Annotated in this window: 22 protein-coding genes; 9 read left to right on the top strand and 13 right to left on the bottom strand. The window is 67.7% G+C overall.

The features are described 5' to 3' along the window. Positions 1–720: CHASE3 domain-containing protein (locus tag ACZLZQ_RS23720; RefSeq protein WP_472951724.1), on the bottom strand; the 720-nt coding region annotated here is incomplete at its 3' end. A 225-nt stretch (positions 721–945) separates the two neighbouring features. Further along, the gene (locus ACZLZQ_RS23715) at positions 946–2358 is read right to left on the bottom strand and encodes an MFS transporter (protein ID WP_472951723.1); all 1413 of its coding nucleotides are present in this window, start codon (positions 2356–2358) and stop codon (positions 946–948) included. Between the two features lie 336 nt (positions 2359–2694). Between ACZLZQ_RS23715 and ACZLZQ_RS23710 the strand changes: the two genes are divergently transcribed. Next, positions 2695–2826, top strand: a complete 132-nt coding sequence (locus tag ACZLZQ_RS23710) for a hypothetical protein (RefSeq protein WP_472936362.1) — start codon at positions 2695–2697, stop codon at positions 2824–2826. A 392-nt stretch (positions 2827–3218) separates the two neighbouring features. On the opposite strand, the gene ACZLZQ_RS23705 is transcribed toward ACZLZQ_RS23710, so the two are convergent. Both ACZLZQ_RS23705 and htpX read right to left on the bottom strand, forming a co-directional pair. After that, positions 3219–4688: an RsmB/NOP family class I SAM-dependent RNA methyltransferase gene (locus ACZLZQ_RS23705; protein WP_472951722.1), complete on the bottom strand. Its 1470-nt coding sequence runs from the start codon at positions 4686–4688 to the stop codon at positions 3219–3221. Next, on the bottom strand, positions 4679–5641 hold the full coding sequence (gene htpX, locus ACZLZQ_RS23700) for a zinc metalloprotease HtpX (protein ID WP_472951720.1): 963 nt from the start codon (positions 5639–5641) through the stop codon (positions 4679–4681). The genes ACZLZQ_RS23705 and htpX overlap by 10 nt, the downstream gene beginning before the upstream one ends. Positions 5642–5874: 233 nt before the next feature. Between htpX and ACZLZQ_RS23695 the strand changes: the two genes are divergently transcribed. After that, positions 5875–6102, top strand: a complete 228-nt coding sequence (locus ACZLZQ_RS23695) for a DUF1674 domain-containing protein (protein ID WP_472951718.1) — start codon at positions 5875–5877, stop codon at positions 6100–6102. A 113-nt stretch (positions 6103–6215) separates the two neighbouring features. Here the strand turns inward: ACZLZQ_RS23695 and ACZLZQ_RS23690 are convergent, their stop codons facing one another. Next, positions 6216–6728 (bottom strand): DUF29 domain-containing protein, encoded by a 513-nt coding sequence (locus ACZLZQ_RS23690; protein WP_472951716.1) that lies wholly within the window; start codon positions 6726–6728, stop codon positions 6216–6218. A gap of 538 nt (positions 6729–7266) precedes the next feature. Further along, positions 7267–7764: a CAP domain-containing protein gene (locus ACZLZQ_RS23685; RefSeq protein ID WP_472951715.1), complete on the bottom strand. Its 498-nt coding sequence runs from the start codon at positions 7762–7764 to the stop codon at positions 7267–7269. Positions 7765–8077: 313 nt separating this feature from the next. Here ACZLZQ_RS23685 and ACZLZQ_RS23680 point away from each other — a divergent pair, with 313 nt between their 5' ends. Continuing rightward, positions 8078–8524, top strand: a complete 447-nt coding sequence (locus ACZLZQ_RS23680; protein WP_472951714.1) for a thermonuclease family protein — start codon at positions 8078–8080, stop codon at positions 8522–8524. A gap of 13 nt (positions 8525–8537) precedes the next feature. Here the strand turns inward: ACZLZQ_RS23680 and tolA are convergent, their stop codons facing one another. Beyond that, positions 8538–9086, bottom strand: coding sequence for a cell envelope integrity protein TolA (tolA, locus tag ACZLZQ_RS23675; RefSeq protein ID WP_472951712.1), 549 nt, complete (start codon positions 9084–9086; stop codon positions 8538–8540). Between the two features lie 190 nt (positions 9087–9276). Here tolA and ACZLZQ_RS23670 point away from each other — a divergent pair, with 190 nt between their 5' ends. Next, on the top strand, positions 9277–10575 hold the full coding sequence (locus ACZLZQ_RS23670; RefSeq protein ID WP_472951710.1) for a class I SAM-dependent methyltransferase: 1299 nt from the start codon (positions 9277–9279) through the stop codon (positions 10573–10575). Positions 10576–10584: 9 nt separating this feature from the next. On the opposite strand, the gene ACZLZQ_RS23665 is transcribed toward ACZLZQ_RS23670, so the two are convergent. The 6 genes from ACZLZQ_RS23665 to ACZLZQ_RS23640 form a co-directional block, all read right to left on the bottom strand. After that, positions 10585–10974, bottom strand: coding sequence for a type II toxin-antitoxin system VapC family toxin (locus ACZLZQ_RS23665; RefSeq protein WP_472951707.1), 390 nt, complete (start codon positions 10972–10974; stop codon positions 10585–10587). After that, entirely contained in the window at positions 10971–11255 is a 285-nt protein-coding gene (locus tag ACZLZQ_RS23660) for a type II toxin-antitoxin system prevent-host-death family antitoxin (RefSeq protein WP_472951705.1), read from the bottom strand. The genes ACZLZQ_RS23665 and ACZLZQ_RS23660 overlap by 4 nt, the downstream gene beginning before the upstream one ends. An 881-nt stretch (positions 11256–12136) precedes the next feature. Next, positions 12137–14086: an acetate--CoA ligase gene (gene acs / locus ACZLZQ_RS23655; protein WP_472951703.1), complete on the bottom strand. Its 1950-nt coding sequence runs from the start codon at positions 14084–14086 to the stop codon at positions 12137–12139. Between the two features lie 190 nt (positions 14087–14276). Next, a complete protein-coding gene (locus ACZLZQ_RS23650; protein ID WP_472951701.1) occupies positions 14277–14909 on the bottom strand; it encodes a TPM domain-containing protein in 633 nt (210 codons plus the stop codon). Further along, a complete protein-coding gene (locus ACZLZQ_RS23645) occupies positions 14903–15829 on the bottom strand; it encodes a TPM domain-containing protein (protein WP_472951699.1) in 927 nt (308 codons plus the stop codon). The genes ACZLZQ_RS23650 and ACZLZQ_RS23645 overlap by 7 nt, the downstream gene beginning before the upstream one ends. A 1-nt stretch (position 15830) precedes the next feature. Beyond that, positions 15831–16424 (bottom strand): LemA family protein, encoded by a 594-nt coding sequence (locus ACZLZQ_RS23640; protein ID WP_472936349.1) that lies wholly within the window; start codon positions 16422–16424, stop codon positions 15831–15833. 133 nt (positions 16425–16557) lie between these two features. Here ACZLZQ_RS23640 and ACZLZQ_RS23635 point away from each other — a divergent pair, with 133 nt between their 5' ends. The 5 genes from ACZLZQ_RS23635 to ACZLZQ_RS23615 all read left to right on the top strand — a co-directional run bounded on the left by ACZLZQ_RS23635 (position 16558) and on the right by ACZLZQ_RS23615 (position 20286). After that, the gene (locus ACZLZQ_RS23635; protein ID WP_472936348.1) at positions 16558–16824 is read left to right on the top strand and encodes a hypothetical protein; all 267 of its coding nucleotides are present in this window, start codon (positions 16558–16560) and stop codon (positions 16822–16824) included. A gap of 5 nt (positions 16825–16829) precedes the next feature. Continuing rightward, complete coding sequence (gene pdxY, locus ACZLZQ_RS23630; protein WP_472936347.1) at positions 16830–17720, top strand: pyridoxal kinase PdxY; 891 nt, start codon at positions 16830–16832, stop codon at positions 17718–17720. Further along, positions 17720–18562, top strand: a complete 843-nt coding sequence (locus tag ACZLZQ_RS23625; protein WP_472951696.1) for a DUF429 domain-containing protein — start codon at positions 17720–17722, stop codon at positions 18560–18562. Before pdxY ends, ACZLZQ_RS23625 begins: the two co-directional genes overlap by 1 nt. Positions 18563–18758: 196 nt before the next feature. Beyond that, positions 18759–19415, top strand: a complete 657-nt coding sequence (locus tag ACZLZQ_RS23620) for a carbonic anhydrase (protein ID WP_472951695.1) — start codon at positions 18759–18761, stop codon at positions 19413–19415. Positions 19416–19743: 328 nt separating this feature from the next. Further along, complete coding sequence (locus ACZLZQ_RS23615) at positions 19744–20286, top strand: protease inhibitor Inh/omp19 family protein (RefSeq protein WP_472951694.1); 543 nt, start codon at positions 19744–19746, stop codon at positions 20284–20286. The last annotated feature ends 72 nt before the right edge of the window (positions 20287–20358 follow it).

The raw sequence follows: 20358 nt of genomic DNA, 5'->3' as shown, positions 1-20358 counted from the left end.
TTCCAGGCGCTTGTTCTCGTTGGCGGCGTCCTTGAACACCTGCACCGCCTGCGCCATCGCGCCGACCTCGTCGCGGCGATCAAGCTCGGGGACGGTGATCGCGAGGTTGCCGCGGGCGAGGTCGCTCATCGCCGAGGTCATCGCGGCGATCGGACGGGCGACGGCCCGCGACAGCATCCAGCCCATGATCAGAGCGAGGCCGATGGCTGCCGCGGCGCCGGCGGCGAGGACGGTGTAGGCCATGTCGAAGGAACTCTTCGCCGAGGCGCGCCGGACAACGAGGAGGTCGTTCTCGGCCTTGATGAGGTCGTTGAGGACTTGGTCCAACTCCGCGTTCTTGGCGCCGGCGACCCCGCTCTTGACGATGTCGACGGCCTTGGAGACCGTTGCAGGCGTCGATGCTAGGTTGATCTGCGTGTCGCCGAGTACCTTGTATTCCTGGCCGACCCTCCGAAGCTCGACAATTCGAGCCTGCTGGGCGGGGTTGTCGGCGGTCAGCGTGGCGAGCGCGTCCAGCTTGGCGTTGAAAAGGGCATAGGAGGTATCGAAGGACTCATCGTACTTCTTGTCCGCGGTGATGATGAAGCCGCGCGTACTGGCCCGCTGTTCCTTGAAGGCGGCCCGCGCCTCCTCGGCCACCGAGAGGACGGTGGTGGTGTGCATGTCCCAACCATTGGCGGTCTGGACATTGGCAATATTGATCCAGACAACGGCGGCCATCGCCCCCAACGCCAGAAGGATCGGCACAAAGGTGATGATAATCTTCTTATTTAAGCTGATGTGACGGGAAAGCATGGTCCACCTATTGCCAGAGAATCCTAAGGGTAGGTGGCTATTATCCTAGGGAGGTTAAATAACTCTCCGACCTCTCCGCCATCGATTCTTGCCGGCCGGCAATCGTCGCTATGGCTTACGTATGGTAATTCCACCCTTCATCTTGCGTTTCTACAGTTTGGCGGAGCGCGTCGTCGGTCCCGGCGTACGCCAGAGCAGCGCCAGCCCGATGACGAAGAAGACGAGGAGCGCCGACATGCCGATGCGGGCGGCGTTTTCGGGGGCGGTCCATTGCGCCGCCAGCAGCGTCAACCCAGCGACTGCGAGCGTGGCGAGGAACGACGTCGCGCGGCCCGTCAGGGAGTAGAGGCCGAAATAGCGCCCGGCCTCCTCCGGGCTGACGGACTGCGCGAGCCAGGCCCGCGAAGAGGCCTGGACCGGGCCGAAGGCCAGCCCGATCAGCACGCCCCAGCCGAGATAGGCGTGCTCGGCGGGGCTGGCGAACAGCCCGGTGCCGCCGTCTGCCGACGGCCAGGCAAGGAGGCCGAACAGCGCCGAATCCCGTCCGGTCGAGACGATGCCGAGCGTCGCCAGCGTCAGGCAGAGCACCGAGATGACGATCACCCGTTTGGAGCCGAGCCGCGTCTCGAAGCGGCCGGCGGCGAGGCAGCCGAGAATGGCGGCGACGTTGAGGAGGATGCCGAAGAGGCCGGTCTCGGTGACCGACCAGCCGAACATGCCGGCGGCAAACGCCCCACCGAGCACCAGGAGGGCGTTGACGCCATCCTGGTAGGCCATCCGCGCGAGGAGGAAGCGGAACAGCGGCTGGCGCGTGCGCGCTTCGCGAAAGGTGCCGACGAGATCGCCGAGGGCCGCGCGGATGGCTGGGCCGATCGCCTCGCGCGCCGATGCGTCCGGGGTGAACAGGAACATCGGCAGGATGAAGACGAGATACCAGAGGCCGGCGAGCGGCGCCGTGGCGCGGGCGCCCTCGCCGAGCGCCGGGTCGAGGCCGAACAGCGGCGGGATGCCGGCAAGCGTCAGCCCGGTCTCGGGGCTGGCCGCGAGGAGCGCCAGCGTCAGCGCCAGAAACACCATGCCGCCGAGATAGCCGAGACCCCAGGCGATGTTGGAGACGCGGCCGATCGAGGCTGGCGGAACGAGGCGCGGGATCATCGCATCGTTGAAGACGATCGAGAACTCCGCCGCCACTTGCGCAAGGACCAGAAGCGCGAGCGCGGCGAGGAGGCTGGTGCCGGGCGCGGCCGTCCAGAGCGCCAGGAGGGCGAGGATCTTCACGAGGGCAAAGCCGGCGATCCAGGGTTTGCGCCGCCCGGCGCGGTCGGCGACGGCGCCGAGAAACGGCGAGAACAGCGCGACAAGGATTGCCGCAGCCGCTGCAGCAAGGCCCCAGGCCGCCTGTCCCGCCGCCGGATCGCGCGCCATCTCAGAGACGAGATAGGGCCCGAAGACGAAGGTGACGACGACGGTGAAGAAGGGTTGGGCGGCGACGTCGAACATCATCCAGCCCCAGATCGCCTTCTGCCGGAGCGGTGACGCGGGAAGGGTTAGTCTCGAAGGCATGGCGGTTCTCTTGCAGGTTGGCGTCGCGGCGGACCGGCGCGACCCTAGAGCATCCTGCGGTGCGGTGAACTCGGCTTCTGCCGAAATAAACGGCCGCCACGCCCCGACGCTTCCGCCGCCTTGTCCGCGATCGACGCCGGGAGTCGGGCTAGGGCGCTTTGCCGGGTTTTCGGGCAAGGACGCAGGCGCCGCCGCTCGCGCATGCCTCTTGCCGGGAAAGGCTGTCCTCCCGGGGTCCGCAGCCTGCGGGATCGCCGATACCGCCCGGCTGAAATCAATTCCGCTCGTCCGGCCAATGCTGTAGGCTCGGCCATCGACAACCAAGAGGAAACGGTCATGGCCAAAGGTCAGATGCGCAGCAACAAGGAAACCCGCAAGCCGAAGGCCGACAAGACCAAGGCAGCGGCGCCGATGACGGTACCCGGCAAGTTCGCGGCCCCGCAGAGCGGCACCGACAAGAAGAAGTAAGCCGGCTTATTCAGTGGTAAGTGGCCGTTCGGTACGGCTGCCAGAGGGCCTTCGCATCTCCGTTCGGGAGAGGCGGGGGCCTTTTTGGTTTTGGGGGCCGCCGCCGCAGCTTTCCAACCTTGAACTTGCGTTTTCCTGTCCGTCGGCACGACGCAACCTCCCAGCGGTCGTCATCCTCGCGCGCAGCGCGGGGACCCATGCCTATCCGCTTCCTTTACCGCCGCGGTGAAGGAGGAGGAGGAGGTCAACCGATGAAGTTGCCCTCTCCGCGACGGCATGGGTCCCCGCCTTCGGCGAGGATGACGAGCGTGAGAGCTCGGCGATATCTTCCAGAGGTTGCCCCTCCACCGAGCCCACCCTCCGGGGTTTCAAGCCCATGCCGCCAATCGGCATCAGGCCTTGCGCAGCCGGGCGGCGAAGAAGCCGTCGAGGCCGGCGAGTTTGGCGACCGGGTTGGGCAGCATGGCGGGCGTCGTGCGCAGCATGCCGCGGGCGTCGATCGCCGTTTCCAGACCCGGCATTTCGGCGGGGAGGATGGGGTCGACGGCAAAACCTGGCGTTTCCGCGAGGAAGGCGGCGACCACGTCCTCGCCTTCCGAGGGCGCGAGCGAGCAGTTGGAGAAGACCAGGCGCCCGCCCGGCTTCAGGATCGCGGCGGCGGCGCGCAGGAGGCGGGCCTGGACGCCGGCGAGCTTCTCCACCTCGGCGGCGTCCTTGGTGTAGGCGACGTCGGGATGGCGGCGGATGGTGCCGGTGGACGAGCACGGCGCGTCGACGAGGATGGCGTCGAAGGGCTCCGCAGGCTCATAGGCCGCGAGGTCGACCACTTCGGTCTCCGCCTCGAGGCCGAGGCGGAAGAGATTGTCCTTTAGCCGCTTCATCCGGTTGGCGTTGATGTCGAGCGCGGTGACCTTGGCCCCGGCCATGATCAGCTGCGCCGTCTTGCCGCCGGGGGCGGCGCAGACGTCGGCGACGCGGAGGCCGGTGAGGTCGCCAAGGAGTTTGGCGGGAAGCGCGGCGGCGGCGTCCTGCACCCACCATTCGCCGGTCTCGAAACCGGGCAGGCCGGTCACCGGGCCGTCGAAATCGCCGAGCCGGACGGTGCCGGTCGGGAGAGCCGTGCCGCCGAGCTTCTCGGCCCATTCGGCCGAGTCGCCCTTGACGGTGAGGTCGAGCGGCGGCGGGGTGAGGTGGGAGAGGGCGATCGCCTGCGCGGTCTCCTTGCCATAGGCCTCGACAAGCCGCGCCATCAGCCAGTCCGGCATGTTCTCGCCGGGCTTCGAGACGACGGCCATCGCCTCCTTCTCGCGCGACAGGCGGCGCAATACGGCATTGACCATGCCGCCGAAACGCTGGCTGCGGGAATCGACGTTGGCGGCGGCGACCGCGAGATCCACGGCTGCTGAATCCGGCACGTCGAGGAAGAGGATCTGCGCGGCACCGACATGCAGGATGTGGCGCAGCGACGCCGCGTTCGGCGGCAGCGGCCGGTCGAGGCAGCGGTCGAGCGCGCGCTCGATGGTGCCGCGAAAGCGCAGCGCCGTAAGGATGATCGCCTTGACGAGGCCCTGGTCGCGGATCTCCAGCGCCCGGAAGCCGGGATGGCCGCCGCGCGGGTCCAGCACGCCGTCGGCCGAGGTCTTCTGGTCGACGATGGCCGAGAGGAGCTTGGCCGCCACCAGCCGCGCGCCGAGGCCCGGCCGGTCGCCGGCGGAATAGCCGTCGGGGGTGAAGCCGCCGCCGGGGCCGTTTGTCAGCGGTTTAGCGTAGGTGCTGGGGCCCTTGCCGGGCAAAGGCTTCTTGCGGGGGGCGGATCTGGTTGCGTCGAAGTTGCCGCCGCGGCGCTGGCCGGTCAACCCCATGGCCCCTTGGCCTTGCCGGCATCCGGCGCGCGACGATCGGCACCGCGCGACCAGGGGCCGGGGGCGGCGCCGTCGGTGACGCGCTCGGCCCGGGCCGGCTGGCTGACGCGCGGGCCGGAGCCGATGTCGGTCATCGCCTGCAGCGCGGCGATGCGGTTGCCGGTGTCGGGGTGGGTGGAGAAAAGGCTATCCATGCGTTGGCCACTCAGAGGATTGATGATGAACATGTGCGCCATGGCCGGGCTGCGTTCCGCCCGCTCGTTGACGCTGTGATTACTGGCGATTTTCTGCAGCGCTGAGGCGAGCGACAAAGGCGAGCCAGAGATTTCCGCGCCGCGCCGGTCGGCGGCATATTCGCGGGTGCGCGAGATCGCCATCTGCACCAGCATGGCCGCGAACGGCGCGATGATCATCGCCGCGATGACGCCGATGAAGCCGAGCGGGTTGCGATTGTCGTTGCCGCCGGAAAACATCGCGAAATTGCCGAGCATGGAGATCGCGCCGGCAAGCGTCGCGGTGATCGTCATGATCAGCGTGTCGCGGTTTTCGACATGGGCGAGCTCGTGCGCCATGACGCCGGCGACCTCGTCCTGGCTGAGGCGGCGCAGGAGTCCCGTGGTCGCGGCGACCGCCGCATTCTCCGGGTTGCGGCCGGTGGCGAAGGCGTTCGGCTGGTCCTCGTCGATGAGGTAGACCTTCGGCATTGGCAGGCCGGCATTGGCGGCAAGCCGCTCCACCAGATGGTAGAATTCCGGCGCCGTGCGGGCGTCGACCTCCTGCGCATTGTTCATGCGCAGCACCATCTTGTCGGCGTTCCAGTAGGACCAGAGGTTCATCACCACGGCGACGCCCAGCGCGATCAGCATGCCGCCCTTGCCGCCGAGGAGGAGGCCGATGCCCATGAACAGGGCGGTCATGAAGGCGATCAGCATCGCCGTCTTCATCGTGTTCATGGGTTCTCTCGTGCTCCTCGCATCCCGCCGCCCATCGCAGCTGTCCCCTGCGACGTGGGGATGATCGGCGTGTCGTTCAATCTTCCAGCGCGCGGCAGTGGGCTGGCCATCGGGGTTGGCCGGGCTTCCATTGCCGAGCGGACCTGCCAATCGGCGAAAAAATCGCTACATCACCGGCCATAGCACATCGTGCGGGCTGCTGCCCGGCCGATCTGCCCTTTGCGAGACGATCCATGTCCGACAAAACTGCCGAGCCCGCTGCCGTGCTGGCACCTACGGAAACCGAAGCGCTTATCGCCCGCCCGCTGACACCCGCTGCCGAACGTGCGCTGGCCGAAGCCGCGGCACGCCGCCGGGCGGCCGAGGCTGCGGCCCTGCCGCCGGAACAAGGCGGCCGTAGCGGACCGGAACCGGTCCGCTACGGCGACTGGGAAAAGAACGGCATCATCTCGGATTTTTGAGGCAGGCTTAAAGTCGAGGACATCCGGAGCGCGGCAGGGGTGGGAGCTGTCTTCCCGCTGCCGGTGCTATCTGCTTGCTCGGCCAGGTATCAGCGAGACAAGGCACCGACGTTTCACCGAGGAAGACCTCGACCCTGATGGATGTCGTCAGATGAGGCGCAGGCTGAAACTTCGCCGGCCGCTTCGCGCGGGTTAAAATCATTGGCGAGGAGCCCGTCCAAGGTCAGCGGGCATTCCGCGGGCAAGGCCGGAAGCACGATGCCGTATTCTGCCAACGAGTCGGCCGCGTTCCTCTTCGCCAGGCCCCAGATCTTTTGCAGATCCAAGCGTTGCCTCAGTCCCGGTGAGAAGGCGAGGACGGCATCGCCCTGAAAGCCGGATGCTTCGCCCACCCAATGCGCAACGGCGGGAGAATCGGGGTCGAAGGCGATCTTGACGAGATGGACCAGTGTTTGCCGGAGGAGGCTCGAGATTTCCTTGATCTCGGCACGCCCCATGTCCTCGATCTCCTCGGCGATGTTGTCGATGTCGAGAAGATTGGAGCTGCGCGGCAGCGCCCGCAACAGTGCAGCCTGATCCTGCGTCCAGCGATAGAAGTCAGTCTCGTGCTGCTGCGACGGGGTCATGGCAATGTCCCTGCTTCCCTTGTCTCTTCACACGCTTTTACAGCGGCAGTCTGCCGCTCGCAAACATCGTGCTGAGAAGCGGGGCCTAGACCCGGTAACGCCGGTGCAGAACTGGCTTTCTTAGCAACAAACGCGTCCGCTTGTCCGACCCGCAACGCAACGCTGGCGGCTCCCTCACGTCGTACTTGACTGCCTGTCCCGGGTCGTCGTCCTTGCAGGTAAGGCAGTCTAACGCGTCTTTCCGCCGCCGGTGCTCCCCCTCATCGGCCTGCCGGCCACTTCTCCCCGGAGGGGCGAAGAAGCTGTGCTTTCCAGAATGCACCAGGCCGGGGCTGCTTTCTTCTCCCCTGCGGGGAGAAGGTCGCGGCAGCGGGATGAGGGTGGGCGCAGGCGTTAGAGGAGAGGCGGGGCAGCGCCTTCTCCCGCCGTCGATGTCCCCCTCATCGGCCTGCCGGTCCCTTTCCTTGAGGAGCTAAGAAGGCTGGCGTCGCCGTCGACGTTCCGCCATCAGAGTTTTCCGGCCCGAGGCTCGGCGACGCTAGCGGCCGGTGGCGCTCGGGGCGGCGAAGACCTGGGTCCAGTAGGTGCGGCCGTTGGCGGTGCGGGCGCCGGCGAAGCCGATCTCGGTCATTGCGGGGTTGAGGAGGTTGGCGCGGTGGTGCGGCGAGGCGATCCAGCCGGCCATGGCGCGGGGATAGTCCGCGTAGATCTTGCCGATGTTCTCGGCGATCGTCGACCAGCGATAGCCCTCGGCCTCGATCCGGTCGTCCAGCCGCCCGCTTACCGCGTGGTCCATGGTGTCGCGTGCCGCCATCGCCGCCGACTGGCGGGCGGCCACGCGCATCAGCCGCTCGTCGGTCTTCAGCGCCGCGAGCCTATGCTCGGCGCGGAAAGCGTTGACCGAGGCCAGCGCGGCTTTGCTGTCGATGGCGATCGCGGTGGTCGGGCCGGCGGGCGGACGGCTGGCGCAGGCACCGAGCGCGAGGAGAAGCGCTGCGGCGAGGCCGAGGCCGAGAGAGCGGAAGAGAACAGGCACGTCGGGAGACTCCGGGGCGGGACGGAGGCCGCTTGCTGGCACACCGCGGCGGAAGTTTGACGCGCGGCCGTGTTCGGCTGCGTGGAGATCGAGCTGGCGAAGGCCGTCGGTGCGGCGCATCCTTGCTATTTCGTCCTATCAGGGGGCGGAGCGCCTCGCCGGACCTCGATCGCGCCAGACTGGCATGAACGCTCACACCGCAGGCAATGGACCGCGGAGAGTCTCAGGTCTGACGCTGATGCTACAGGGAACATTGACCTGCCGGCCTTCGCCGTGATAGGAAAATGATCTCACGCCTACCCCGGGTACCTCGATGTCCATGCTCCGCCTACTTCCCGCTCTCGCGCTGCTCCTCGTCGCTAGCGCCACCAGCCATGCCCGCGACGACGCGATCAGCGGGCCGATCACGGCGGAGGTGGTGAAGGTGCGCGATGGCGACACGGTGGAGGTGACGGCGCATATCTGGCCGCAGCAGACGGTGGCCGTCGCGGTCCGCCTGCGCGGCATCGACGCGCCGGAAATGTCGGGCAAGTGCGACGCGGAGAAACAGGCGGCCGGGGCCGCCAAGGCGCGGCTGGCCTCGCTGCTGGCGGGCGGCGCGGTGACGATCAGCAATGTCTCCGGCGACAAGTATTTCGGCCGCGTGCTGGCCGAGATGTCGGCGGCGGGCCATGCCGACGTCGGGGCGGTCCTGCTGCGCGAGGGCCTCGTCGCGCCCTATCAAGGCAAGGCGCGGCGCGACTGGTGCACCGGCGCCTGATCGGTCCGGCGGTTCAGAAGTCCAGCGTGTCGAAGTAGAGGGTGATGTCCTTCCACGCCTCGTAACTCTCGGGCGGCAGCTTGTAGGGCGCGCATTTGACGATGGCGCGCGCGGCGCTTTCGGCAAACACCAGCCCCTTTGGCCCGGCCGGCTTGTCCATCATCATCGGCTGCCCTTCGAGATTGCCGTCCGGCAGCAGCTTCACCCGGATGCGGGCAATGCCGCCCTCGCCGGGATCGCCCTTCATCACCGGCATCGACCAGCATTTCTGAATCTGGCTGTCGAGCATGCCGGGCAGGAGTTCGGGTCCCGAGGGCATGCGGTTGGCCGGCATCGTCCCTTGCGAGGCGCCTTCGTCGATGGCGGTGCCGTCGGTCTGCGGCAGGCCGTCCGGCAAAGCGAGATCGGGCGGAAGAGTCGCGCCGGCATTTCCCGACGCTGGCGGGCTGCCGCCATCGAGGGTCACGCCGCCATCGAGCGGCGGAACGGCAGAATCCGTGCCTTGCGCGGCGGCGGGCCCGGCGATCAGGAGGGAAGCGAGGAGGAGGGTCGAGACGCGCACGAGATCGTCCTTGTCTGGCCGAGAAAGTCTGGCTTTGCGGCAAATTGTCTGAAGAGACAACCCTTCGGCATCTGGAATGTTTCACGTGAGACAATGCACGGCAGATACTGCCGCACTGTTTTGCTCCGCTGCGCCGTGACAGCGGCGCTGGTGGCAGCGTAGCCTCGGACGACCGAGCAAGGAGCGGGACATGGATGCCAAGGCAAGGCGGGTGCGGGCGTTCCGCGGATTCATCGGGCATGCCCGCGAGAAGCTGGGGCTGACGCTGGGCTTCCGGCTTTGGGACGGCTCGACCGTGCCGGAGAACCTCGGCGCCAAAAGCCTTGCCGTGGTGATCGGCGACGAGAACGTGGTGGCGGCTCTCGCCCGCCGTCCGACGCTCGACACCCTCGCCAACCTCTGGGTCGCCAAGCGCATCGACATCGCCGGCGGCACGCTGTTCGACCTCGTCCGCCAGAAGCCGACGGTGAAGACCCGCGATTTTCGCAAGACGCTGGACAAGGGTGCCGCGGTGAAGCTGGCGCTGAAGTTCCTGCTCTTGCCGCGCGGCGGGCCCTGGCCGCTGGAGACCGTGAAGGACGAACGCCCCAGCGATGGCAGCCCCGCCGAGAACAAGGAGAACATCGCCTATCACTACGACGTCTCCAACGCCTTCTACGCGCTCTTCCTCGACACCGAGATGCTCTATTCCTGCGGCTACGCCACCGATTGGAATAATGATCTCGAACAGATGCAGCAGGACAAGCTGGAGCTGATCTGCCGCAAGCTGCGCCTGAAGCCCGGCGACAGGCTGCTCGACATCGGCTGCGGCTGGGGCGCGCTCATCTGCTATGCCGCGACGCATTACGGCGTGACCGCCACCGGCGTCTCGCTGTCGGAGGAGCAAGTGGCGCTTGCCCAGGCGAAGGTGAAGCGGCTGGGGCTTGAGGACCGCGTCTCGATCCAGCTGCGCGACTATTCCACCGTCGAGGGTAAGTTCGACAAGGTCGTCTCGGTCGGCTTCCAGGAGCATGTCGGCCTCGACAACATGGCGACCTACTACAAGACCGTGCGCAAGGTGCTGGCGAAGGAAGGGCTCTTCCTCAACCACGCCATCACCCGGCCGGCCAAGCGTACGGACAGAGTGTTCAAGCGGAAGCGGCCGGAATTCGCTTTGCTGACGAAATACATTTTCCCCGGCGGCGAGCTCGACAACATCGGCAACACGGTCCGGCAGATGGAGCAGCACGGCTTCGAGATCGCCGACGTCGAGGGCCTGCGCGAGCACTACCAGCGCACTTGCCGGCACTGGCACGACCGGCTGCTCGCCCGCTACGACGAGGCGGTGGCGGAGGTCGGCGAGGCGAAGACGCGGCTTTGGCTGGTCTATCTCGCCGGCTGCTCGATCGCCTTCGAGCGGGGGACGGTGTCGATCCACCAGACGCTGGCCAGCAGACGCAAGCGCGGGCCGTCGGGCCTGCCGCCGACGCGGGCGGATCTGTATCGGTGAGGGGATGAGTCAGGCGGGGAGGGCGGCGGCGATGTCGGTTTGGGCGAAGTCGTTGCCGATGAACAGGAGGCGGGCCGAGTACGTCTTGGCCAGGGCGTAGGCGAAGCAATCGCCAAGGTTCAACCGCGCCGGATGCTGGCCCTTGCCCCAGCATCGGTAGGCTGCGCCCACGTCATCAGCCGTTTCCCGCGTGACGGAAACGACGGTCAGCGGTAGTCCTTCGATCAGCCGGTAGACTTCGTGTAAGACTTGACGACGGCCTGCCACGACGAGGGTTTCGGCGAGCATCGCGGCGGAGATGACGATTTCGTCCACGCCTTCCAGAGCAGCCATGCAGGCCGTCGCGTCCGCTTCCTGCAGCACGATGGCCATCAAGGCACTGGTGTCGACCACGATCAAGCCGGCAACCCGTCGTCATCATAGAGAAAATCCTGGCTACGGGCGGCGCCTGGTCCCGGTAAGGCCTTCGCTGCGCCGTCCCTTGCGACCGCCTCCATCAGACTGCGGCGTTCGAGCCGGCGCCGTTCACGTGCTTCGGCGTCGAGAATAGGCGGAGGTGCGACAGCCACGAGCCGCACCGCCGCTGCGCCGTCGCGCGTGAGAACCACCTCGTCGCCCGCCTCGGCCTTGCGGACGAGTTCGGCCCATTTGCCTTCTGCATCAGCCAGCGAAATGCGCATGACAGGTCTCCTGCCGGATGCTGCAAAACATGCGCCGGTCGCCGGTGGTGGTCGATCGGCCGAAAGACGAGCTGGCGTAAGAGCTGCGGCTTGTCGCCGCCACCATCGCCAACCTTAGCCACCAAGATGGACAGTACGAAAGCCAGAAACACAAAAGGCCGTTTCTCCTGAGAGAAACGGCCCCGTGAAGTCTTTCATGCCGGGGGTCGTCGGACCCTGCCCGCATATCTTAGGCGTGAGAAGGAGACTGCTCCACCGAAACACCGCGATACAAAGACCCAGCCGGCATTTGGAAATCACTCGACATTGGATCACCTCCTTTCACTGCGTTGAACACGAGAGAAAGTATGGGACTGGAATCGCGGCACGGCAAGAGGCTGCCGGCAAAAACGTCAGATTGGGGCAAGGCGCTGAGGCAAAAGGCAAAATGTCACAGGGACGCCGGGCTTGCGACCGCGGTGGGCGTAAGCGGACGTCAGCGCGCTCGTTTACCCATTCGCGCTTAGCGGCCGAAGGTTGACGGCCCGAGTTCCTGCGACGGCACAACGCCTCAGTCTCGTCATCCCGGGCTTGACCCGGGATCCATTCCTCCGCGCTCGTCCAAATGGTCCCCCTCAGAACGGGAATGTCGACCGGACAGAGCGTGTTTTAACGGCTTGGCATGGATCCCAGCGAAACCGATGGTTTCGCAGAGATCAAGTCCGGGATGACGAAGCGCGAAGGTTTGCAGCATCCCGAACCAGGTGCAGACTCAAGCCGGGATGACGGATCGTCCGGAGCAGGAGCGGAAGCAGGCCGGATTGGGCGCCGGAGTGTGCATGCGCATAAGCCTCAGCGGGAAATCTTATGTCGCATGTGGGGTCCGGCGCCCTATCCGCATCTCAGCCCTTCTTGTTCTGGCGGTTGTCGATGAGGTCGTCGACCACGGCAGGGTCGGCGAGGGTAGAGGTGTCGCCGAGGGCGGAGAAATCGTCCTCGGCGATCTTGCGCAGGATCCGGCGCATGATCTTGCCGGAGCGGGTTTTTGGCAGGCCCGGGGAGAACTGGATGCGGTCGGGCGAGGCGATCGGGCCGATCTCGTTGCGGACGTGGGCGACGAGCTCCTTGCGCAGTTCCTCGGAGGGCTCGATGCCCGACATCAGCGTGACATAGGCGTAGATGCCCTGGCCCTTAATGTCGTGGGGATAGCCGACGACGGCAGCTTCCGAGACCTTCGGGTGGGCGACGAGGGCGGATTCGACCTCGGCCGTGCCCATGCGGTGACCGGAGACGTTGATGACGTCGTCGACGCGGCCGGTGATCCAGAAATAGCCGTCCGCGTCCCGCCTAGCGCCGTCGCCGGTGAAATACTTGCCGGGATAGGTCGAGAAATAGGTCTGCTCGAAGCGCTCGTGGTCGCCGAAGACGGTGCGCATCTGGCCGGGCCAGCTGGTGGTGAGGCAGAGATTGCCCTCGGTCGCGCCCTCGAGCACCGCGCCCTCGTTGTCGACGAGCTCGGGGACGACGCCGAAGAACGGGCGGGTGGCCGATCCCGGCTTCAGCGCGGTGGCGCCGGGCAGCGGGGTGATGAGGATGCCGCCGGTCTCGGTCTGCCACCAGGTGTCGACGATCGGGCAGCGCTCCTCGCCGACGACCTTGTAGTACCAGTTCCAGGCTTCCGGGTTGATCGGCTCGCCGACCGAGCCGAGCACCCGCAGGCTTTTGCGCGAGGTCTTCGTCACCGGGCCGTCGCCGGCGCCCATCAAAGCGCGGATGGCGGTGGGGGCGGTGTAGAAGATGTTGACCTGGTGCTTGTCTATCACCTGCCAGAAGCGCGAGGCGTCGGGATAGTTCGGCACGCCCTCGAACATCAGGGTCGTCGCGCCGTTGGCGAGCGGGCCGTAGACGATGTAGCTGTGGCCGGTGACCCAGCCGACATCGGCGGTGCACCAGTAGACGTCGCCTTCGCGGAGGTCGAAGACGTATCTGTGGGTCATCGCGGCATAGACGAGATAGCCGCCGGAGGTGTGCAGCACGCCCTTCGGCTGGCCGGTCGAGCCGGAGGTGTAGAGGATGAAGAGCGGGTCCTCTGCGCCCATCGGCTCGGGCGCGCAGACGGGCTCGACGGTCTCGCGGGCCTCGTGCCACCAGATGTCGCGGCTGTCCTGCATCGCGATCTCGCCGCCGGTGCGCCGGACGACGAGCACGGTCTCGATTGTCTGCCCGGCCTTCTCGGCGATGGCGATGGCGCGGTCGGCGTTCTTCTTCAAAGGCACGGTCTTGCCGCCGCGCTTGCCCTCGTCGGCGGTGATCAGCACCGAGGAGCCGGCGCCGGCGAGGCGACCGCCGAGCGCATCCGGCGAAAAGCCGCCGAAGACGACGGAGTGGATCGCGCCGATCCGGGCGCAGGCGAGCATGGCGAAGGCGGCCTCGGGGATCATTGGCATGTAGAGGGTGACGCGGTCGCCCTTCTCGACGCCGCGCGCCTTGAGGACGTTTGCCATGCGGCAGACCTCGGCATGCGCCTCGCGGTAGGTGATGGCGCGCGAGTCGGCGGGGTCGTCGCCCTCGAAGAGGATGGCGGTCTGGTCGCCGCGGGTCTCGAGATGGCGGTCGAGGCAGTTGGCGGAGACGTTGAGCGTGCCGTCCTCGAACCATTTGATCGAGACATTGCCCGGCTCGAAGGAGGTGTTCTGCACCTTAGTGAAGGGGGTGATCCAGTCGATCGCCTGCGCCTTCTCGCCCCAGAAACCGTCGGGGTCGCTGATGCTCTGGGCGTACCAGGCGTTGTAGTCGGCGTCCGACAGGAGGGCGCCTTGCTTCCACTCGTCCTTGACAGCGATCGTCGTCATGATGGCCTCCCCGCCTGTTCCCGGCCGTCGACGGCCGTGGTGCGCCGGCGTGACGCGCCGGTGCGTTTGCGGCCAACTTAGGAGCAAGCCGGCGAACGGTCCAGCCGAGGGCGCTCATACTTTCGCCGACCGCGGTGTCCGCTGCCGGCCCTCCGTGGAAGGGGGGCCGCCGCCGCGCGTGGGAGCGCTGCTAGAGCTCGACCAGCCGGTCGGGCAGCTCGTTGGGGTTCTCCGTCCCGGCGGGGAAGTGCGCGGCGAGAAGCCGGCCGGCGGCGGCGATCGCCTCGACGAAGCCGTCGGCCAGCCGGTCGGCGCGGGCGGCCTCGGTGAGGATCACGACGATGGCGTCCCATTCGGCCTGCGGCACCTTGGCGTGAATGCCGGCGTCGGCGACGACCTCGGCATGGTGCTCGGCGGCGGAGACGAAGATCAGGATGCCGGTGCGGGCGGCGGTGGCGTGGAGATTGTGCGCCATGAACTGCGCCATCGCCATCTTGTGGCTGCGCTCGGTCTTGAGGCCGGCGGGCACCAGCATCAGGCGGAGGGCCGGAAAGACGCCGAGGGCGATGAGGATCGCCACCGCACCAAGGGCCTGCACCGCCTCCAGCGCGAAGGCCGGGAGATGCACGCCGGACAGGAGTGCGGCGAGGCTGGTGAGGAGGCCGGCGAAGAGCGAGAGGGCGAGGGCGGCGAAGGCCGAGGGAAAGAAATAGCCGTCGCTCTCGCGGGCGAGCACGGCGAAGATCTCGCCGGAGGTGTCGGTTTCGGCCGCGCGGATGGCGGCGGCGATCCGGTCGTGGTCGGCGGGCGTGAAGATCACCATGAGCCGGACGAGCCTCCGCCGCCGAAAGAACCGCCGCCGCCCGAGAAGCCGCCGCCCGACGAGCCGCCGCCAAAGCTGCCACCGCCGCTGAAGCCGCCGCCCCCGAAGCCGCCTCTGCTGGAGGAGCGGCTGGCGGCCGCGAGCGTCCAGATGGTGCCGAGCCAGAGCCAACGATTGGGTCCGACCTTCTGGCCATAGCGGCGCGCGAGCTGGGTCATGATCCCGCCGCCGAGGATGGCGAGCCAGACGAGGACGAAGAGCCCGACGAAGAGCAAGGTCTCGGTCGGCGTGCCCTCGTCGGTGGCGCGGCTGGCATTGCGGTCGGCGCGCGCCTGCAGCTCGGCGGCGTCGCCCGAGAGCACTTTCAGGATGCCGCTCGCGCCTTTCCGGATGCCGCCGGGATAGTCGCCGGCGCGGAAGGCGGGGAGGATTTCCTCTTGGATGATGACCTGGCTCAGCGCGTCGGTGAGCGTGCCCTCGAGGCCATAGCCGACCTCGATCCGCACCTTGCGGTCATCACGGGAGACGAGGAGCAGCACGCCATTGTCCTCGCCGGCCTGGCCGAGCTTCCAGGCGCGGGCGAGCTTGACGCCGAACTCCTCGATCGCCTCGCCTTGCAGGTCCGGCACGGTGGCGACAACGACCTGGTCGGAGGAGGTGCGCTCGAAGGCGGCGAGTTCCGCGTCGAGTGCGCTCCGGGTGGCGGCATCGAGCAGGCCGGCGGTATCGACGACGCGGCCGGTGAGCGGCGGCAAGGTCTGGGCGGAGGCGGGCGAGAGGAGGGCCGCGACCGCGACGGCAAGGACGAGCAGGACGAGCGGCAGCGGCGCCAGCCGGGCGCGGACGGCTGTCCAGCCGAACGCCCTGACGCTCGCCGCCGCGGGGCGGGGAGCCCCGGTGTGCACGCCGACCGCCGTCATCTCAGTTGAACTTGACCGTCGGCGGCTGGCTGGCGGTGGGTTCCGCCGCGAACGTCTCCATCGGCTTCGATTCGGGATAGAACCAGCTGGCGAACCAGGAGCCGGGGACGGTCTTCAGCTCGGTGTTGTAGACGCGGACCGCCTCGATGTAGTCGCGCCGGGCGACCGAGATGCGGTTCTCGGTGCCTTCGAGCTGGCTCTGCAAAGCCAGGAAGTTCGCGTTGGATTTCAGGTCCGGATAGGCCTCGACGGTGACGAGGAGGCGCGACAGCGCGCCGGAGAGCTCGCCTTGGGCGGCCTGGAATTTCTGCACGGCGGCGGGATCGGAGAGCTGGCTGGCATCGATGTTGGTCGCGGTCGCCTTGGCGCGGGCCTCGACCACCGCGGTCAGCACTTCCTTTTCCTGCGCGGCGAAGCCCTTGACGGTCTCGACGAGGTTCGGGATCAGGTCGGCGCGGCGCTGGTACTGGTTCTGCACCTGGCTCCAGGCGGCCTTGGCCTGTTCCTCATAGGTCGGGATGTTGTTGACGCCGCAACCGGCGAGCACCGGCAGGAGCAGCGCCAGCACGGCAAGGGTCTTGGCAAGCATCTTCATCGTCGGCTCCGGAGCGTTGTTCACCCCGTGTAGCACGCGGCCGTGATGACGGACAGGTTGCAGCGCGAAGGATGCACCTGCGCTTCCTGCCGTGCGGCTTGTTCTCGGCGGGCTTTTCGGTCACGCTCCCGGCATGAGCCAGACCCGAGACGACCCGCGCGACGCCGCCCGCCAGCGCGAGGCCGAAACCATTCTGCGGCGGGTGTCGCAAGAAACCGAGCCGCAGATCGGCGCGGGCGCCAACCGACTGCTGACCAACGTCTCCGCCCATCTGTCGGCCGTCGACGCCGATCCGGCGGACCCGATCGAGGTGCTGGGCACACGGATCGGGCGGATCCTCGGGCTCATCGCCTTCGTCGCGATGGCCGCCTGGCTCATCTTCACCTTCCTGGCGGGCTGATCACCATGAGCCAGACCTCCACCGCCCGCCAGGACCGGCCGGCCGTCATCTCGATCTCGAGCCATGTGGCGCGCGGCACGGTCGGCAACCGCGCCGTGGTGCTGGCGCTGGAATCGCTCGGCTTTCCCGTCTGGTCGGTGCCGACGGTGACGCTGCCCTGGCACCCCGGGCACGGGCCCTCGACCCGCATCGTCCCGCCCGCGGAGGATTTCGCCGGCATGGTCGACGATCTCGCGGGCTCGCCCTGGCTCGCCGAGGTCGGCGCCGTCATCACCGGCTATTTCGGCGATCCCGCCCAGATCGAGCCGGTGGCACGGCTGATCGAGGCGGTGAAGAAGGCCAATCCGCAGGCGCTCTATTTGCTCGACCCCGTCACCGGCGATGGCGGCCGGCTCTACCAGCCGGAGGCGACGCTGGCCGGCATCCGCGACCGGCTGATGCCGCTCGCCGACATCGCGACGCCCAACCGCTTCGAGCTGGAGTTCCTCACCGGCATGGAGTTCTCCAGCAATGCGCACCTGATCGAGGCGGCGAGCGCGCTGGGACCGGCGATCGTGGTGGTGACCTCGGCCTTTCCGCTGCTGAAGGGCGGCATCGGCAATCTGATGGTCGACGGCTACCAGGCGCTGCTCGCCGAGCACCGCGAGATCGCCAACGTGCCGAACGGGCTCGGCGACCTCACCGGCGCGGTCTTTTTGGCGCGGATGCTGTCGGGTGCGACGTCGGAGAAGGCGCTGCAGACGGCGACGGCGGCAGTCTACGAGATTCTTGCGCGCACCACCAAGCGAGGCGCGGACGAGCTGACGCTGGAGACCGATGCCGAGAGCCTGAAACACCCGATGGCGATGGTGCAGATGCGCCGTCTGGTGCTGCCGTCGAGCGACCGGCGCGCCTGATGCCGGCGGGACCGGACGCTTCCGGCGCCAGTCCAGCGCCTGCCGGGGGCGAGGCCCGCTGCATTGCCGGCGTCGACGCCTGCCGGGCCGGCTGGATCGCGGTGATCGGCCGATTGCCGGGGGATGCCGACCCGGTCGACGCGCGCTGGCCGCAGCTGTCGGCGCGGGTGTTTCCGCGCTTCGACTTTCTGCTCGACGCCTTGCCGGTCGATGCGGTGATCGCGGTGGACATGCCGATCGGTCTGCCGGAGCGGATCGAGGGTGCGGGCCGCGCGGCGGAGAAGGCGGTGCGGCCGCTGCTCGGCGAGCGGCAGGCCAGCGTTTTCTCCATCCCCGCGCGGGCGGCGGTCGAGGCGGGCGGCGGGCCGTTCCGCTCCGAGCTGCACCGCCTCGAGGCGCATCAGGCGGCCTGCACCATCGCCGCCCGGCTGTCGCACCCGCCGCGCCGGATCTCGATCCAGGGATTCTCGCTGTTTCCGCGGATCCTCGAGATCGACCGCCGGCTCGCGGCCGAGCCGCTGAGGGCCGAGACGGTGATCGAGAGCCATCCCGAACTCGCCTTCGCCCGGCTGAACGCCGGCGTGGCGCTGGCGAGTCCGAAGAAGCTGATGGGCCGGGTGAACCCTGTGGGCATGGAGGATCGTCGGCGGCTCTTGATCGCCGCCGGCCTGCCACGGGGTTTTCTGTACGAGCCGGCGCCGGCAGGGGCAGCGCAGGACGATTTTCTCGACGCCGCCGTGCTGCTCCTCGTCGCCGAGCGGCACGCGCGCGGAGAAGCCCTGCCGCATCCCGATCCGCCCGAGCGCGATGCAAGGGGCTTGCCGATCGCCATCTGGGTCTGATGCCGGGCAGAAGGTTGCAGGCCAGATGGCGGCGTGGTGCTTTTTGAAACTGCCGCAAGGGCCCGGTTCACGAAAAAGCCAAACCGGGACCGGAGAAGCAAAAGATCTGACCGGCTCATGGTGAGCCCGGGAGCCTTGATGACGGGGACGCAGCCGATCCGTTGAAGGCGAAAGTGCAATGCGGTAGGAAAACCCCATGAGCCTTATTCCCGACCACCTTCTCGCCGGCCACAAGGCCTTCATGACCGGGCGCTACCAGTCCGAGGAGCAGCGCTATCGCAGCCTTGCCCGCGAGGGCCAGGTACCGGAGACGCTGGTGATCGCCTGCTGCGACTCGCGCGCCGCGCCCGAGACGATCTTCGACGCCGCACCGGGCGAGCTCTTCGTCATCCGCAACGTCGCCAACCTCGTGCCGCCCTATGCGCCCGATGGCGACTACCACGCGACCTCGGCAGCGCTCGAATTTGGCGTACAGGCGCTGAAGGTGAAGCACATCGTGGTGCTCGGCCACGGCCGCTGCGGCGGCATCAAGGCCGCGCTGACGCCGGACATGACGCCGCTCTCGCCGGGCGACTTCATCGGCAAGTGGATGAGCATGGTCGAGGAGCCGGCCAAGGTGGTAATGGCCAACGGGCTGATGACCGCCGGCGAGCGCCAGACCGCGCTGGAGCGGATCTCGATCCGCTTCTCGCTGCAGAACTTGCGCAGCTTCCCCTATGTCGCGGCCGGCGAGGCAGATGGCACGCTGACGCTGCATGGCGCCTGGTTCGACATCTCGACCGGCGAGCTCTGGGCGATGGACGACGAGACCGGCGATTTCCAGCGCCCGATGGTCGATGTGATCCCGGAATAGGGCGGGCCATCCCCCTTCGCCGGCCTTGTCCCTCGACCGGCCGGCGAAATGCTTAAACTTGTCGACAAAGCCACAGCGGGCCCGAATTGCACGCCGGTGGAACGCATTTCGGCTTGCGAAGCCCGGCAAAGCTCCGCTTTAACTAAAAAAGCGGCTCCTTTCCGCCGTATGTGGCGGTTCGGGGCCAACGCTGCTTTCGATCCGATGGGGATGGCAGGTCCGAACTGTCGGAACGTGCGGTCCGCTCGGGATCGCATCGCGGCGAAATGGGTTAGGGGCATGATGGGCCGGCCGAGGCGGCGGGTCCATGCCAGGGGAAAGCCAAAAGATGACGCCGATGATCAAGACCGGAGCCGTGCTCGCATTGCTGCTGGCAGCCTCGGGCTGCACGCGCTCGATGTCGCCGGCGAGCGACAATAGCAGCCTGTCGCCACTGCGGCCGGCGCCGACCGGCCAGGTGGCCTCGAGCCAGCTGCCGCCGCCGCCGGCCCCGCCGCCGCCGGTTTCCACCACCATGCCGACCGAGACCCCGCCGGCATCGACGCCTGGAACGCCGGCCGCAACGGCCCCGGTCCAGACCGCTTCGGCCGGACCGGTGACGCGCGAAGGCCTCGTCGGCGCCTGGAAGGTGTCGTCGGGCGGCGGCAACTGCCAGATCTTCATGGCGCTGACCAAGTGGACCGGCGGCTACCGCGCGGCCTCCCGCGGTTGCCCCGGCCAGGTCGCCGACGTCTCCGCCTGGGACGTCTCCGGCAGCCAGGTCGTGCTGAAGGATTCCAGCGGCTCGACCGTCGCCAGCCTGAACAATTCCGGCGGCACGCGGTATGACGGCTCGACCACGGGCGGCCAGTCGATCAGCCTTTACCGGTAAGCTGAAGGGCACAGGCGAGGGTGCGCGACGGTCTCGCCGAGAGGCTCTGAGCGCCTAGCCCTTCCAGAACGA

The sequence above is a fragment of the Mesocryomonas lacus genome (assembly GCF_055730105.2).
This window is presented reverse-complemented; position numbering and strand designations above follow the sequence as displayed.

Bases quoted from the DNA above. Each gene is read 5' to 3' on its own strand.
- ACZLZQ_RS23715 (WP_472951723.1), bottom strand. From the start codon at position 2,358: ATGCCTTCGAGACTAACCCTTCCCGCGTCACCGCTCCGGCAGAAGGCG.
- ACZLZQ_RS23710 (WP_472936362.1), top strand. From the start codon at position 2,695: ATGGCCAAAGGTCAGATGCGCAGCAACAAGGAAACCCGCAAGCCGAAG.
- ACZLZQ_RS23705 (WP_472951722.1), bottom strand. From the start codon at position 4,688: ATGGGGTTGACCGGCCAGCGCCGCGGCGGCAACTTCGACGCAACCAGA.
- htpX (WP_472951720.1), bottom strand. From the start codon at position 5,641: ATGAACACGATGAAGACGGCGATGCTGATCGCCTTCATGACCGCCCTG.
- ACZLZQ_RS23695 (WP_472951718.1), top strand. From the start codon at position 5,875: ATGTCCGACAAAACTGCCGAGCCCGCTGCCGTGCTGGCACCTACGGAA.
- ACZLZQ_RS23690 (WP_472951716.1), bottom strand. From the start codon at position 6,728: ATGACCCCGTCGCAGCAGCACGAGACTGACTTCTATCGCTGGACGCAG.
- ACZLZQ_RS23680 (WP_472951714.1), top strand. From the start codon at position 8,078: ATGTCCATGCTCCGCCTACTTCCCGCTCTCGCGCTGCTCCTCGTCGCT.
- ACZLZQ_RS23670 (WP_472951710.1), top strand. From the start codon at position 9,277: ATGGATGCCAAGGCAAGGCGGGTGCGGGCGTTCCGCGGATTCATCGGG.
- ACZLZQ_RS23660 (WP_472951705.1), bottom strand. From the start codon at position 11,255: ATGCGCATTTCGCTGGCTGATGCAGAAGGCAAATGGGCCGAACTCGTC.
- acs (WP_472951703.1), bottom strand. From the start codon at position 14,086: ATGACGACGATCGCTGTCAAGGACGAGTGGAAGCAAGGCGCCCTCCTG.
- ACZLZQ_RS23650 (WP_472951701.1), bottom strand. From the start codon at position 14,909: ATGGTGATCTTCACGCCCGCCGACCACGACCGGATCGCCGCCGCCATC.
- ACZLZQ_RS23645 (WP_472951699.1), bottom strand. From the start codon at position 15,829: ATGACGGCGGTCGGCGTGCACACCGGGGCTCCCCGCCCCGCGGCGGCG.
- ACZLZQ_RS23640 (WP_472936349.1), bottom strand. From the start codon at position 16,424: ATGAAGATGCTTGCCAAGACCCTTGCCGTGCTGGCGCTGCTCCTGCCG.
- ACZLZQ_RS23635 (WP_472936348.1), top strand. From the start codon at position 16,558: ATGAGCCAGACCCGAGACGACCCGCGCGACGCCGCCCGCCAGCGCGAG.
- pdxY (WP_472936347.1), top strand. From the start codon at position 16,830: ATGAGCCAGACCTCCACCGCCCGCCAGGACCGGCCGGCCGTCATCTCG.
- ACZLZQ_RS23625 (WP_472951696.1), top strand. From the start codon at position 17,720: ATGCCGGCGGGACCGGACGCTTCCGGCGCCAGTCCAGCGCCTGCCGGG.
- ACZLZQ_RS23620 (WP_472951695.1), top strand. From the start codon at position 18,759: ATGAGCCTTATTCCCGACCACCTTCTCGCCGGCCACAAGGCCTTCATG.
- ACZLZQ_RS23615 (WP_472951694.1), top strand. From the start codon at position 19,744: ATGACGCCGATGATCAAGACCGGAGCCGTGCTCGCATTGCTGCTGGCA.